Genomic DNA, 13,924 nt, shown 5'->3' on the forward strand with positions numbered 1-13,924 from the left:
CGCGTACGGTCTTAACGGGCCGAACAGTTGCGAAGCTGGATGGGAAAGCAGGAAGATAGAGCGGGCAACCGGAAGATCATCACGGCAAAGGAAGCCGAACGCGTCGAAAAGGTTAAAATTTTCGTTCAGGTTAACGACTTGTTTACCACGTTTCGGGAAATAGTGGGCTCTTAGGCGACGCAGTACATTTACCTGAAGACGTCCCGCGTCCGCTGAAAATGGCAAGTCCTGCGTGAGGCATCTCCAAGGCATAGCCGGTCGGCGGAACTTCGTATCCCTGACAACGGCTGCTGACGAGGAGCCAGGCAGGTACAACGTCGAAACGAGCGAGCACATGAACGGATCACGATCGACCCCTTCCCGTCCCGGCGACCGCTCTTCCCTGGATGCGTTGAACCGCACCATCGAAGGGCTGGAGGCGCGTATCGAGGGGTTGATGTCAGGTACTGCACGCGACGGCCGCGCGCCGAAGGCTGCCGGTCCGCGCCAGGAGCGCCGGCCAGCGGCGGCTGCCGCCAATCGCGAACCGCAACTCTCCGGCGATCCACTCGCCCAGATCCGCGAGCGCCAGCGCATGCTCGACGCCAACCGCGATCGTGGCGCCACGCCCGAGCGCCAACGCGCACCGGATCTACGCCGTGAAGAGCCACGTTATGTCGAACCGCGCCGTACGGAGCTGCGCCCGCCGGAAGCCTATCGCCCGCCGGCGCGCCAGGCCCCCCTCCGCGCAGAAGCGCCCCGTTACGCCGAACAGCGCCCGATCGTGCCAACGCAACGCCGCGAGGAACCCCGTCGCCCGGTCACACAGCCGCGCATGCCGGCACCGCAGCCGCAGCAGCACGTCGACAACGGCATGCGCGACATCGCCCAGGCGTTGGTCGGCCTGCGCCAGGAGCTGAAGCAGGACATTTCCGAAAGCGTCGCCCGCGAAATGACGGCGCTGCGCTCCGAAATCCGCTCGATCAGATCCATTGCCGAAGACCAGAATTTTACCGAGGACCTGCGCGGCGACCTTGCCCGGCTTGCCGAAGGCATCAACCAGCTCGGTCATCAGGCAATGCCGGAGGCCGTCGGCCTGCGCAGCGAATTCGAGGAACTGCGGGCCGTCATGAGCGGCCTTGCCCGCGAAGATTCCGTGCGTCGGATGGAAACCCGCTGGCAGGGTCTCGAGGATCGCATGCACGGCCTCGACTCCGTAGCGCTGCGCGAAGAGCTCGTCTCGCTCGCCTATCGGATCGACGACATCAAGAGCCAGCTTGGCGAAATGAGCGACAGCCCGGTCATCCGCGCGCTCGAACAGAAGCTGATCACGGTGGCAAGCGCCATGGAACAGCTCGGTTCGCGCATGCAGCCGAACGATTCGGTCATCGCCGAACAGTTCGCGACATTGGATGAGCGGCTGGACGAGATCAGCCGGGCGATCGCCGCCGGCAGCCGCGCCTCGGCCTCTGCCTTGATCGACCAATCCTTCTTGCAGCGGCTGGACGGCCGCATCAGCGCGCTCGCCGACCAGATCGATGCGATAAGCCGGGCGACCCATGCCCAGTTCGATCCGACCGAAGCGCTGTCCGCCCGCATCGAGGCCTTGACCGGCCGTATCGAGGAACTCACCGACGAACAGGCCGCGATGCGCCTGGAGGAACGGCTCGAACAGCTGTCGCTGATCCTGGAACAGGCCCAGAAGCCTTCCCAGGACCCGGAGCTTTCCGCCTATCTCGCCGATATTTCCCGCAAGATCGACGGACTGGAGCAGGGTAGCGTCAATGACGTGCTCGCCGAACGGCTCGACTATCTTGCCCGCCGGATCGAGGAAATCGGTTATCAGCCGCATGTCCCGTCGGCGGTGGACGAAGACGCTTTCGGACGGATCGAAGACCGGCTGACCGACATTGCGGCAAGGCTCGACGAGGCAACGGCGTCGCCGCGCGGCGACGACGGCGCGCTTCGCAGTCTCGAAGACCAGATTGCCCATCTTTCGGTGCTGATCAGCCAGCCGCAGCAGGGTGCAGGCGCCCTTCCCGCCGAATTCGAAAACCGCATGACGGCGCTCGAAAGCTATATGGCGACCAATGACGAATACATCATCGAGGCCGCCCGCCAGGCCGCCGAGACGGTGGTGGAAGCCTATTCGCGCAACGGCATGGCGGGCGCACCGGGCACCGCCGCCGACATGGCGGCACTTTCGGCGCTTGCAGACGACCTTCGCCACCTCGAAGACCTGACCCGGCATTCGGACGACCGCACCCACCAGACCTTCGAAGCCCTCCACGGCACGCTGGTGCAGATCGCCGACCGCTTGGACGGCATGGAAGAACGGCTTGTCGCCTCCGCTCATGCGGAGCGGGACCGCCATCACGAAGAACCGGCTCGTTACGAAAGCCGCCCCGCCCCGGCCATGCCGGCGGCCGCGGAGCTTTCCGTCGCTGCAGCCGAAGAGCTGATGCGCTACGAGATGGCAGAGGCCGAGGCGGACGAACAGCCGGCCGCGACCTTCGGAACACGGGTCAAGGTGCCCCAGGATCTGCCCGCCGAGGAGACCTCGTTTCGCGCCGACTATGCCGACACGAAAACCGCCACCAAGGACAAGGCCGCCAAGACCAGCCTGCTGACCGAGCTTTCCCGCCGCTTCCTGCCCGGCGGAAAGGCCGAGGCACCCAAGGGTGGCCGTACCGTCATCGAGCCGACGCCGCCGCTCGACCCCTCCGACGTGCTGCCGGCGGATCGCGAAAACGACCTTCTGGAGCCAGGCTCCGGCGCCCCCGACGTCAAGAAGATCCTCGAGCGCGTTCGCGCCAGCCAGGTCGCCGGCGAATTCGACAATGACCGGACGAGTGCCGCCGAACGCGCCGACTATATCGCCGCCGCCCGCCGCGCCGCGAAGGCCGCTGCCCAGGAAACCGACCCTTCGCAGGGCGGTTCGCCCTCCAAGGACCTGCGCAAGGCCGCCAAGGCTTCCGGGACTAAGGGTCTCGGTGCCATGCTTTCGCAGCATCGCCGTCCGATCCTGATGGCGGTCGGCGCCGTGCTTCTGGTGCTGATGGCGATGCCGCTCGCCAAGACGCTGACAAGCGGCACGAAGGCTCCCGCGGCACCTGCGCCGACGATCGAGGCACCGGCCCGGCCGGCCGCTCCGGCCAACATGAGCGGCAGCAACGAACTCCCGACGATCGAGGATCAGGCTGCGACCGACGGCGCCGAAAACGACGCGGATATCGCAGCCGCGCCGACGCAACCCGTCGAACAGGCGTCGGGCCCGGCGAGGACCGCGAACCATCTGACCGATCCGCGCCCGGCGACCGGCCAGCCCTCCGCAATGGAGCCGGCCGGTAATGCGCTTCCGGCCCAGAACACCTTCGCCGCCGCTCCCAAGGCCGCCGCTCCGGCGGCGATCGTGGTTCCGGTCGGCATCGAACCGAAGTCGCTTGCCGACGCCGCCGCTGCCGGCGACCCGAACGCGCTCTTCGAGATCGGCGCCCGCTTTACCGACGGAAAGGGCGTCAAGACCGATCTCTCGGAAGCAGCCAACTGGTACAAGCTCGCCGCCGACCGCGGCCTGGCGCCGGCGCAATACCGGCTCGCCAACCTCTTCGAAAAGGGCACGGGCGTTTCCCGCGACCTGACCAAGGCAATGACCTATTACAAACAGGCCGCCGACGCCGGCAATGCCAGCGCCATGCACAATCTCGCAGTGCTCTATGCTTCAGGCGCCGCCGGCCAGCCGGATTATGCGGCCGCCGTCTCCTGGTTCGGCAAGGCCGCCGACTTCGGCGTCGCCGACAGCCAGTTCAACCTCGCCATCCTGCTTGCCCGCGGCAACGGCGTGAAGCAGGATCTCGAGGAATCCTACAAGTGGTTCGCGGTCGCCGCCAAGGGAGGCGACAAGGACGCCGCCCAGAAGCGCGACGAAGTGGGCAACGCGATGCGCAAGGAACAGCTCGAAAGCGCCCGCGCCAAGGTCGACCAGTGGAAAGTGAAGCCGCTCGATCCGAAGGCCAATTCCGTCAACCTCCCGGATGAATGGGCTTCCGGCAAGCCGCTGACCACCGCCTCGGTCGACATGGAAAAAGCGATCCGCAACATCCAGGCGATCCTGAACAAGAGCGGTTTCGACGCCGGCACGGCCGATGGCAAGATGGGCGCCAAGACCGTGACCGCGATCAAGGCCTTCCAGACTTCGGTCGGCCAGGAGCCGAACGGCAAGATCACCGATGAGCTGGTGAAGGAACTGCTGGCCCGCAACAAGTAAGTCTACTTACCCGACCGGGATCGGGGAGTTGCGCGATATTAATCACGCCATCACAAAAACAGTAAAATTGCCGCATTATCCGGCACTTGCGAATTGACTTGGAGCAGCGCCGGGGCGCATGACGGGTGATACCCTTCATGCCCTGTTCACATGGCATGTGAGATCACGTTTCCATACCCGCAACGGGCGGACAACCACATCGCGAACCGCCCGCGAGGGCGTCGCTTTTTGCCGTGTCGAGGTTCTGCCGTGACTGTCTACCTGCCGATCGCAGAGCTGTCGGTGAACATCTTCATCATTCTGGGCATGGGCGCGGCCGTCGGCTTTCTCTCGGGCATGTTCGGCGTGGGCGGCGGCTTCCTGATCACGCCGCTTCTGATCTTCTACAACATCCCGCCGGTGGTGGCGGTCGCGACCGGCGCCAACCAGGTCGTCGCTTCGTCGATTTCGGGTGCGATCACCCATTTCAGGCGCGGCACGCTCGACATGAAGCTCGGCTCGGTCCTGCTTGTCGGCGGCCTCGCGGGCGCGACGGCAGGCGTCTGGGTCTTCTCCTGGCTGAGGCGTATCGGACAACTCGATCTGTTCATCTCGTTGCTCTACGTCGTGCTATTGAGCTCGATCGGCGCGCTGATGCTGCAGGAAAGCGTCCGGGCGATGCGTCGGGCGAAGAACAACAATCCGTTGCCGGTCAAGCGCCCCGGCCAGCACAACTGGGTGCACCGGCTGCCGCTCAAGATGCGGTTCAAGAAGTCGAAGATCTACCTTTCCGCCATTCCGGTCGTCGGGCTCGGCTTCGGCATCGGCGTGCTGACCTCGATCATGGGCGTGGGCGGCGGCTTCATCATGGTGCCGGCGATGATCTATCTCCTGCGCATCCCCACCAATGTGGTCGTCGGCACCTCGCTGTTCCAGATCATTTTCGTGACCGCCTACACGACCATGGTGCAGGCGGCGACCAACTATTCCGTCGACATCGTGCTGGCGACGATCCTGATGGTGGCGGGCGTGATCGGCGCGCAATACGGCGTGCGTGTCGGGCAGAAGCTGCGCGGCGAACAGCTGCGCGCGCTGCTCGCGCTGCTCGTGCTCGCCGTCGGCATTCGCCTGGCGGTCGGGCTGATCGTCACGCCGAGCGATGTCTATTCGGTCGCGGTCGGGGGGATGTCCTACTGATGCGCCGGCTTCTCCGCATCGCCCTCCTCCTGCCCTTGCTGGCGCTCGGCTTTCCGGTCCAGGCACAGGTGCCGTTCGGGCAGGCATCGGGCGTGAAGGAAGGGCTGGAGATCGGCACTTCGACCAGCGAAATCGCCATCACCTCGGATTTCCGCGGTGCCGACCTGACGATCTTCGGGGCGCTCACCAATGCCGACGAACTCTTCCTGGCGATCGGCCAGTATGACGTGGTGGTGACGCTCGAAGGCCCGAAGGACTATGCGACGGTGCGCAAGAAGGAGCGCGTCTTCGGGATCTGGATGAACACCGAGGGGATGACCTTCGAACAGGTGCCGGAAAGCTATTCGCTGGCCAGCACCCGGATGATCGACAGTATCGACGAGGCGCCGAGCCTCAACAATATCGGTGTCGGCATCGACCACCTGGCGCTGAACCCGGTCGGCTACATCCCCGATTCCGGCATGATCGGCGAATTCCGCGACGCCTATCGGCGCCTGAAGCTGACAAACGGGCTCTACCAGCGCGACACGAGCGGCGTGCGATTCGTCTCCTCGAGCCTGTTCCGCGCGTCCCTGAAACTGCCGGCCAACATCCCGGACGGGATGCATATGGTGCGCGCCTACCTGTTCAAGAGCGGCCAGCTGATCACCCAGCGGGAAATGCCGCTGCGGGTGGTCAAGACCGGTATCGAGCAGGCGATCACCGACGCGGCGCATGATCGGCCCATCGCCTACGGCTTCCTTTGCGTGCTGATCGCCATCATCACCGGCTGGGGCGCCAGCATCGTCTTCCGCAAGGACTGATCATTCCGCGGCATCGGCCGCTGCGGCGTTGCGGGCGACGACTTCGAGATAGGCGGCGCGCAGTCGGTCGAAGACGGAGGGTTTGGCCGGATCGCGCGGGGCATGCAGGTGCAAGACCCGCAGTTCTTCCATGAAATCTTCCCAGAGCGGCCGGCCGCCTTCCTCCAGCAGTTGTGCGCGTATCGAAAGCTCTTCAGAAACCGGCATGAAACGGCGGCCCCAGGCGCCCATTTCCGCAAAGATCGGCACCAACCGGATCGACATTTCGGTGAGACTGTAGATCCCCTTCTGCTTGTGGCTTGGGTCGTCCTCTCGGGAAAGCAGGCCTCGTTCCACCAGCCGCTTCAGCCTGTCGGCGAGGATGTTGGAAGCGATGCTTTCCTCGGAATTCTGCAGCAGTTCGCGAAAGTGACGGCGATTGCCGAACATGATGTCGCGGATGACGATCAGGCTCCAGCGATCTCCCAGAACCTCCAGCGTCAGATTGATCGGGCAACCCGACCGATATGCTTCGTTCATTTTTTTCTCCAATACCGCTTGCATTCTACAATCGGTTTGGCTAACTTTCAACTGCTTGCTTTTTGCAACTGGTTTAAACACAAAGGAGGATGACATGAGAAAGCTGGTAGTCTGGAACCTGATGAGCCTCGACGGTTATTTCGAGGGAGAGAAGCCGTGGGACCTCGCCTTCCACAACTATGCCTGGGGGCCGGAGCTGGAAAAGCTCTCCGAACAGTTTGGCGAGGAGGCTGACCTCCTGGTGTTCGGCCGCAAGACCTACGAGGGCATGGCAGCGTACTGGCCGACCGCCGAGGAAGGCGGCAAAGTCAAGAACTACATGAACAATATCGCCAAGATCGCGGTCTCCAGGACGCTCAAGGATGCGCCGTGGAACAATACGCGGGTCGTCAGCGATCCCGTTGCCGAATTGACCAGGCTGAAAGGCGAGGACGGCAAGACGATCTTCATCTTCGGCAGCGCCGAACTGGTGGCCTCGCTGATGAAAGAGGGCCTCGTTGACGAATATAGACTGTGCATCGCCCCGGTGCTTCTCGGCTCCGGCAACCCCCTGTTCAAGAAGGCGGAACAGCAGACTGAGCTCAAACTGCTGAGTTCGAATGCGGCGGCCAACGGCGCGGTGATCCTGACCTATGCGGTGAGCAAGGCGGCCTGACGCCGCAGGCGAACGACCGGCCGCGCTGCGCGGCCGGATCTTCCGACCTGAGCCGCCTTCTCCCTTCGGCTAATTGCGCCTCACCGAGCGCGATATATGGTCACCGTTCCGAGGGAGACGGACGATGACCGATACGGAATGCGAAGCGCCTGCGGGTCGGGAAAATGAGGGCGACGCCCGTTCGTCGCGGCCCGCCGGGGAGCCTGTCAGTACGGCCTGCCGGGATGGCGTCGTTGTCCATGGACACCTCTGGCCTGCCCGCACGCCGGCCATCGGCAGCGTCATCATCAATCCGGCGACCGGGGTGCTCGCCCGTTATTATCACTACTACGCCGACTTCCTGGCCGGCGAAGGTTTCGACGTGCTGACCTATGACTATCGCGGCATCGGCCTTTCGCGCCCCGCGAGCCTCAAGGGATGCGGCTACCGCTGGCGGGAATGGGGCGAGCAGGATTTCGACGCCGCGCTGAGGTTCATGGACGCGGTCCGACCGGGGCAACCGCTTTATGCCGTGGGCCACAGTATCGGCGGCTACCTGCCCGGCCTCTCGCCGATCGCCAACCGCATCGACCGGATGCTGACCATGGGGGCGCAATATGCCTACTGGCCGGATTATGCGAGCGGCCATCGCCTGCGGTTATTCCTCAAGTGGCATGTGGTGATGCCGGCGCTGACGGCGATGTTCGGCTATTTCCCCGGAAAGCATCTCGGATGGCTGGAGGACCTGCCGGCAGGCGTGGCGAACGAATGGAGTTTTCGTGGAGCAAAGATGGAGCGCACCCACCCCACCGCCGAACGGGGCGATGTGCTGCGGCGGTTCGAGGCGGTGACAGCGCCGATCCTGGCGGTGACGATGTCGGACGACGATATCGGCACGGTTGCGGCAATCCGGCGCACACTATGGTATTATCGCAATGCCCAGGTGACGCAGGTGCTGCTGAAGCCGGAGGATTACGGCCTGGCCGCCATCGGACATTTCAGCCTGTTCCACTCCCGGCATCGGGAAGGCTTCTGGCACGATACCGTTCACTGGCTGCGGGACGGCATCAATCCCTGGTCCGGGCATGTGATTGCGTCGTCCTGAAGGCCCGGGCCTGCGGCTTGCGCTGGATCAATGAACGACCCTGCGCAGCGGCGATGATGTCACCAAGCTAACAAGGAGGCACAGATGTTCAAACATGTTCTCATTCCGACGGACGGCTCTCCGCTCTCGACCAGCGCGCTCGAAAAAGCGCTCGATTTCGCGCGCGAAATTAGCGCGGAAGTCACCGTTCTGGTGGTGATGGAACCGCTGCAGGTCCTGACGCTCAATCCGACCGGCATGGAAGTCGCCTATGCGGAATACGACCGGCAGAACAACGAGGCGGCCGACCGGATTCTCGCCAACGCCCAGGAAGCGGCGAAACAACGGCTGGTCGCCTGCGAAACGGTGAAGCTCGGCAGCCTCGATCCCGCAGGCACCATCATCGAAACCGCCGGCACCTACCATTGCGACGTCATCGCCATGGCCTCGCACGGCCGTTCCGGCTTCAAGGCTTTCATGCTCGGCAGCGTGACGATGAAAGTGCTGGCGCATTCCAAGACGCCAGTACTGGTCTATCGGTAAGATCTGGTCTACGCCGGGCCGGCTGCGGATGTTCGTTCAAAACCGGCCGATCATGCAGTGCTTTACACCTTCGGTATTGCGGCGCACAATGCTCCCTTGGCCCGGGGGACAGCGAATGATGACCGTATTTGAAGGCCTAAAAGGGGAACTCGCCGCCGGCACGACAGTCTTGGCGCTGGTCGATTACAATGTCACCGAATTTCGCGACGGCGACAGTTGCCGTTATGTCGGGCATGTTCGCACGAAGCCGTCCATTCTGCGAACTGCACTGAACTCTCCGACCCTCCGGCTCGGCGGTCACCGCATAACCCTCAATGCGGTCGAGCATGAGGATTGGGTATCGTTTCATCTGGACAGGTTTCCCTAAGCGGAACGCTGGTTGTTGGATCTGACGAGACCATAATCCTTGTCAGTCCAGCCTGTTCGGCGTCGTCAGGGCTATCGATGATGGATGGCATCCGCGTCCGCGCATGTGGTAGGGCGCTTGGAGAGGTTTAAACCAGACACTCAACCGATCAGATTGGCGTAGCGCACCGAATAGATGCGGTCGCGGCCGAGCAGATGCGCGACCAAAGCTTCGCGGTCGAACAGTCCGTGCATGGCCCGGTGGCGCAGGTCGAGGCCGCCGGCGAGCACGCCGAAAGCGGGCATGAGGAGGCGGATGCCGTCGCTCGCAAAACATGGGCGGCGCACGGATTTTTCGCGGCGTCGGACCGTCGCTGACGGATGAAGATGGCCGGCGATCTCGCCCTTGCTTCCCCCGGGGCCGGAAATCAGGCTCGGTTCGTGCCGGAAAACGAGGCCGCCATAAAAGAGTTCGTCGGTGCAGGTGCCCGGAAGATCCACCGTGCCGTCGGGATCGTGATTGCCGTTGATCCAGATCCAGTCGCGGCCGAGCGCCATCGCCGTGATGAGCGAGCGCAGATCGGTGGGGAGATGTTCGGAGCCCTTGCGGTCATGGAAATTGTCGCCGAGCGAGACGACCACTTTCGGGTCGTAGCGGTTGATCACGGCCGACAGGATATTGAGCGTCGCGATCGTATCGTAGGGCGGCAACATCATGCCTCGGCGGGCAAAGGCGGCGCCTTTTTCGAGATGCAGGTCGGAGACGACGAGCATGCCGGTTTCGGGCAGATAGAGACCTCCCAAAGGATCGCAGACGGCGAGGACGCCGTTCACGACGATCTCTTCCGCGCCGGTTGCGGCCACTCCCCCAGAAATCGTTCGCGCCAACGCGAGGCGGTGCATCAATTCGTCGTCTTCCAGTCCAGCGGTTCGCATCAGCCAAGCGCCTCAGCGATCAGTTCGTCGGCGGCTTCCTGCAGCACCGCGTCATGCGCCTCGCCCGGCACCGGCTCCTTGCCGATCTCCAGCATGATGGGAACGGCGAGCGGCGAGACGCGGTCGAGATCGCGGTGGGTAATGTGCCCCCTGATTCGCGCCAGCATATCGCCTAATCGGGCAAGATCCAAAAGACCGGATGCCGCATCCCGCCGCGTCGCCTCCAGGAGGATGTGGTCCGGCTCGTGGCTGCGCAGCACGTCGTAGATGAGATCGGTCGAGACGGTCACCTGGCGGCCGGTCTTTTCCTTGCCCGGATGGCGGCGCTCGATCAGGCCGGAAATCACGGCGCAATTGCGGAAGGTGCGCTTGAGCATATACGACTCGTCGAGCCAGGCTTCCAGGTCGTCGCCGAGCATGTCCTCGTCGAAGAGGTCGGAGAGGCCGAGGCGACCGGACCTGATCATCGCGCCGATGTCGTTGAGGCCCCAGACGGCCAGCGAATAGTCGGTGGCGACAAAACCGAGGGGATGGGCGCCGGCGCGCTCCAGCCGGCGGGTGAGCAGCATGCCGAGCGTCTGGTGGGCGAGCCGCCCTTCGAAACAATAGGCGATCATGAAGAAGCGCTTGCCGCGCGGAAAGGTCTCGATCAGGAGCTCGTCCTTCTTCGGCAGCATGGAGCGCTCGCGCTGGATATTCAGCCAGTCGCGGACCTGATCCGGCAGGACGCCCCAGCGGTCGGGATCGGCCAGCATGCCGCGCACCTGGTCGGCGAGATAGGTGGAGAGCGGAAATTTTCCGCCGGCATAGGCGGGGATTTTCGGATCGAGCGAGAAGGCGTTGGAGACGAGGCACTCGTTCTCGCGGATGCCTTCGAAGCGAAGAACCTTGCCGGCAAAGAGAAAGGTATCACCCTGGACGAGTTGTTCAAGGAAATATTCCTCGACCTTGCCGAGCGACATGCCGCCGCGGCCGACCGTGCCCTTTGCCAGCCCTTGGGCGTTGCGCTTCACCAGCCGGACATTGAGCTCGGTCGCCTCGACGATCGTACCGAGATTGAGGCGATACTGCTGGGCGACGGCCGGGTTGGAGACCCGCCAGCGGCCGTCCTTGGTCTTGCGGATCTTGGCGTAACGCTCGTAGGAGCGCAGCGCATAACCGCCGGTCGCGACGAAATCGACGATGCGTTCGAACATTTCCCAGGAGAGATTTGCATAAGGCGAGGCGGAGGTTATCTCGTCGTGGAGTTCGACCGGATCGAAGGGCTCGGCGCAGGCCATGCCGAGCACGTGCTGGGCGAGTACGTCGAGCGCGCCTTCGCCGACCGGCGGCGTATCCTGGGCGCCGAGATAATTGGCGTCGAGCGCCGCCTGGCATTCCATCACCTCGAAACGGTTGGCGGGTACGAGGATCGCCTTCGACGGTTCGTCCATGCGGTGGTTGGAACGGCCGATGCGCTGGGCAAGACGGGAAGCGCCCTTCGGCGCGCCGACATGCACGACGAGATCGACATCGCCCCAGTCCATGCCGAGATCGAGCGTCGAGGTGGCGACGACGGCGCGCAGCCGGTTGGCGGCCATGGCGGCTTCCACCCTGCGACGCTGGCCGGCATCGAGCGAGCCGTGATGGAGCGCAATCGGCAGGTTGTCATCGTTGATCGTCCAGAGTGCCTGGAAGAGCAGTTCCGCCTGGAAGCGGGTATTGACGAAGATCAGCGTCGTCTTGTGGCGCTTGATCTCCTCGTAGACCTCCGGGATCGCGTAGGTGGAAACATGACCGGACCAGGGGATGCGGTCTTCGGTGCGCATGATGGTGATATCGGGTGCGGCACCGCCGGTGACATGCACGAGGCCGGCGGGCGGGGCCGGCTGCTCACCTTGGGGAACGAGCCAGCGTTGCAGGTCCATCGGGTCCGAGACAGTGGCGGAGAGGCCGATGGTGCGCATGTGCGGCGCGTGTTTGCGGATGCGGGCGAGACCGAGCGACAGGAGATGGCCGCGCTTGGAGGTGACCAGCGAATGCAGTTCGTCGAGGACCACGTATTTCAGGTCCTTGAAAAAGCGCTCGGCCTCCTTGTTGGCGAGCAACAGGGCCACCTGTTCCGGCGTGGTCAGCAGGATATCGGGTGGATTGAGCTTCTGGCGCTGGCGTTTTGCCTGCGGCGTATCGCCGGTGCGATTCTCGATCGAGATGTCGAGGCCCATTTCGAAGACGGGCTTCATCAGGTTGCGCTCGATATCGACGGCGAGCGCTTTCAGCGGCGAGATGTAGAGCGTGTGGATGCCGGTGAAGGCGGAGCCGGGCGGAATATTGCCGCGGCGCGTGAGATCGGTCAGCGACGGCAGGAAACCGGCGAGCGTCTTGCCGGCGCCGGTCGGCGCGATCAGCAGCATGTTCTCGCCCGAGGTGGAGCGGGCCAGCAGTTCCAGCTGATGGGCGCGCGGCTGCCAGCCCTTCTCCGCGAACCATTTCTGGAACGGCCGGGGCAGAAGCGCGGCGTCACGGCCGGAAGAATGGGTTTCGACGATATCCACGCCGTTAAGTTAAGAGAAAGCGGACGAAAAAGAAGGGGCTTGACGATGACGCGATAATCGTGGATAAATTTTATCCACGATATGGAGATGAGCAATGAAACTCGGCGACGGCGTCGAACAGGCGATCCACAGCATCAGCATGATGTCCAGCCTTTCCGAAGGCGGAGTGCTGTCGGCCGCGGCACTGGCGGAATTCCACGGTGTTTCGACCAGCTACCTGCTGAAACATCTCCAGGCACTGTCCGGCGCCAGGTTGGTGGAAACGGTGCCGGGTCCGAAAGGCGGATATCGGCTTGCGAAGAAACCGGCGGAGATCACGCTGCTCGACATCGTCCTCGCCGTCGAAGGACCGGCCCCGGCCTTCCGTTGCGCCGAAATCCGCCAACGGGGGCCGAACCCGCTGCCGGGACGGTATTTCACCAAACCCTGCGGCATCAACGCCGCGATGCTGAAGGCCGAAAGGGCCTATCGCGCCGAACTCGCCAAGGTGACGATCGCCGACATCCTGGCGGACCTCAGTGCAGCCGACGACGGCGGGATCGCCGCGCGCGGCTGCGCCTTCCTCGAACTCAACGAACGCAGAACGGCCCGCTGAAAGCGGCCATAACCCCAAGGAGAAGACCATGCATCCCCGTCTCAACATGTTCAAAGCCGCTCCGGAAGCCGTCAAGGCCGTCACGGCACTCGAAAACTACGTGCAGGCCTCCGGACTGGAGCGCCGCTTCATCCACCTCATCAAGCTGCGCGCCTCGCAGATCAACGGCTGCGCCTATTGCGTCGACATGCATGTGAAGGAATCACGGCATGACGGCCTTTCGGAACAGTGGATCAACATGATGTGCGTCTGGTGGGAATCGCCGGTCTATGACGACAAGGAACGCGCCCTGCTCGGCTGGGTCGATGCCGTCACCCGGATTGCCGATACCGGCATTCCGGACGCCGCATTCGACGCCCTGAAGGGGCATTTCACCGACGACGAGATCGTCAAGATCACCGTCGCCCTCGGTGCCATCAACACCTGGAACCGGCTGGCCGTCGGCTTCCGCTCCCAGCACCCGGTCGACAAGCCTTCCAGCCAGGCCGCCTGATCAAAGCTTCCGCCTC

Annotated in this window: 12 protein-coding genes; 9 read left to right on the forward strand and 3 right to left on the reverse strand. The window is 63.7% G+C overall.

What is annotated here, in order from left to right; all coding sequences use genetic code 11:
* Positions 1–334 precede the first annotated feature (334 nt).
* From J2857_RS23650 to J2857_RS23660, 3 genes are all read left to right on the forward strand, one after another.
* The gene (locus J2857_RS23650; protein WP_210012556.1) at positions 335–4,246 is read left to right on the forward strand and encodes a peptidoglycan-binding protein; all 3,912 of its coding nucleotides are present in this window, start codon (positions 335–337) and stop codon (positions 4,244–4,246) included.
* A gap of 249 nt (positions 4,247–4,495) precedes the next feature.
* The gene (locus tag J2857_RS23655) at positions 4,496–5,422 is read left to right on the forward strand and encodes a sulfite exporter TauE/SafE family protein (RefSeq protein ID WP_210012557.1); all 927 of its coding nucleotides are present in this window, start codon (positions 4,496–4,498) and stop codon (positions 5,420–5,422) included.
* Positions 5,422–6,225, forward strand: coding sequence for a TIGR02186 family protein (locus J2857_RS23660; protein WP_210012558.1), 804 nt, complete (start codon positions 5,422–5,424; stop codon positions 6,223–6,225). The genes J2857_RS23655 and J2857_RS23660 overlap by 1 nt, the downstream gene beginning before the upstream one ends.
* Here J2857_RS23660 and J2857_RS23665 read toward each other — a convergent pair whose 3' ends face one another.
* Positions 6,226–6,744 (reverse strand): winged helix-turn-helix transcriptional regulator, encoded by a 519-nt coding sequence (locus J2857_RS23665; RefSeq protein WP_210012559.1) that lies wholly within the window; start codon positions 6,742–6,744, stop codon positions 6,226–6,228.
* Between the two features lie 94 nt (positions 6,745–6,838).
* Between J2857_RS23665 and J2857_RS23670 the strand changes: the two genes are divergently transcribed.
* The 4 genes from J2857_RS23670 to J2857_RS23685 all read left to right on the forward strand — a co-directional run bounded on the left by J2857_RS23670 (position 6,839) and on the right by J2857_RS23685 (position 9,372).
* Positions 6,839–7,399, forward strand: coding sequence for a dihydrofolate reductase family protein (locus tag J2857_RS23670; protein WP_210012560.1), 561 nt, complete (start codon positions 6,839–6,841; stop codon positions 7,397–7,399).
* 124 nt (positions 7,400–7,523) lie between these two features.
* Positions 7,524–8,483, forward strand: coding sequence for an alpha/beta hydrolase family protein (locus J2857_RS23675; RefSeq protein WP_210012561.1), 960 nt, complete (start codon positions 7,524–7,526; stop codon positions 8,481–8,483).
* 84 nt (positions 8,484–8,567) lie between these two features.
* Positions 8,568–9,005, forward strand: a complete 438-nt coding sequence (locus J2857_RS23680; protein ID WP_210012562.1) for a universal stress protein — start codon at positions 8,568–8,570, stop codon at positions 9,003–9,005.
* Positions 9,006–9,120: 115 nt separating this feature from the next.
* Positions 9,121–9,372, forward strand: coding sequence for a hypothetical protein (locus J2857_RS23685; RefSeq protein WP_210012563.1), 252 nt, complete (start codon positions 9,121–9,123; stop codon positions 9,370–9,372).
* A 140-nt stretch (positions 9,373–9,512) separates the two neighbouring features.
* On the opposite strand, the gene pdeM is transcribed toward J2857_RS23685, so the two are convergent.
* Positions 9,513–10,256, reverse strand: a complete 744-nt coding sequence (pdeM, locus tag J2857_RS23690; RefSeq protein WP_432420185.1) for a ligase-associated DNA damage response endonuclease PdeM — start codon at positions 10,254–10,256, stop codon at positions 9,513–9,515.
* A 29-nt stretch (positions 10,257–10,285) separates the two neighbouring features.
* On the reverse strand, positions 10,286–12,820 hold the full coding sequence (locus tag J2857_RS23695) for a ligase-associated DNA damage response DEXH box helicase (protein ID WP_210012564.1): 2,535 nt from the start codon (positions 12,818–12,820) through the stop codon (positions 10,286–10,288).
* A 94-nt stretch (positions 12,821–12,914) separates the two neighbouring features.
* Here J2857_RS23695 and J2857_RS23700 point away from each other — a divergent pair, with 94 nt between their 5' ends.
* Together J2857_RS23700 and J2857_RS23705 are read left to right on the forward strand one after the other, a co-directional pair.
* On the forward strand, positions 12,915–13,415 hold the full coding sequence (locus J2857_RS23700) for an RrF2 family transcriptional regulator (RefSeq protein WP_210012565.1): 501 nt from the start codon (positions 12,915–12,917) through the stop codon (positions 13,413–13,415).
* 28 nt (positions 13,416–13,443) lie between these two features.
* Positions 13,444–13,908 (forward strand): carboxymuconolactone decarboxylase family protein, encoded by a 465-nt coding sequence (locus J2857_RS23705; RefSeq protein ID WP_210012566.1) that lies wholly within the window; start codon positions 13,444–13,446, stop codon positions 13,906–13,908.
* Positions 13,909–13,924: the final 16 nt, after the last annotated feature.

Source organism: Neorhizobium galegae (genome assembly GCF_017877055.1).
Lineage (GTDB): Bacteria > Pseudomonadota > Alphaproteobacteria > Rhizobiales > Rhizobiaceae > Neorhizobium > Neorhizobium galegae_D.

What these genes read in the sequence shown, in the direction of transcription:
- J2857_RS23650 (WP_210012556.1), top strand. Translation starts at nt 335, where the DNA reads ATGAACGGATCACGATCGACCCCTTCCCGTCCCGGCGACCGCTCTTCC.
- J2857_RS23660 (WP_210012558.1), top strand. Translation starts at nt 5,422, where the DNA reads ATGCGCCGGCTTCTCCGCATCGCCCTCCTCCTGCCCTTGCTGGCGCTC.
- J2857_RS23665 (WP_210012559.1), bottom strand. Translation starts at nt 6,744, where the DNA reads ATGAACGAAGCATATCGGTCGGGTTGCCCGATCAATCTGACGCTGGAG.
- J2857_RS23670 (WP_210012560.1), top strand. Translation starts at nt 6,839, where the DNA reads ATGAGAAAGCTGGTAGTCTGGAACCTGATGAGCCTCGACGGTTATTTC.
- J2857_RS23675 (WP_210012561.1), top strand. Translation starts at nt 7,524, where the DNA reads ATGACCGATACGGAATGCGAAGCGCCTGCGGGTCGGGAAAATGAGGGC.
- J2857_RS23680 (WP_210012562.1), top strand. Translation starts at nt 8,568, where the DNA reads ATGTTCAAACATGTTCTCATTCCGACGGACGGCTCTCCGCTCTCGACC.
- J2857_RS23685 (WP_210012563.1), top strand. Translation starts at nt 9,121, where the DNA reads ATGATGACCGTATTTGAAGGCCTAAAAGGGGAACTCGCCGCCGGCACG.
- J2857_RS23700 (WP_210012565.1), top strand. Translation starts at nt 12,915, where the DNA reads ATGAAACTCGGCGACGGCGTCGAACAGGCGATCCACAGCATCAGCATG.
- J2857_RS23705 (WP_210012566.1), top strand. Translation starts at nt 13,444, where the DNA reads ATGCATCCCCGTCTCAACATGTTCAAAGCCGCTCCGGAAGCCGTCAAG.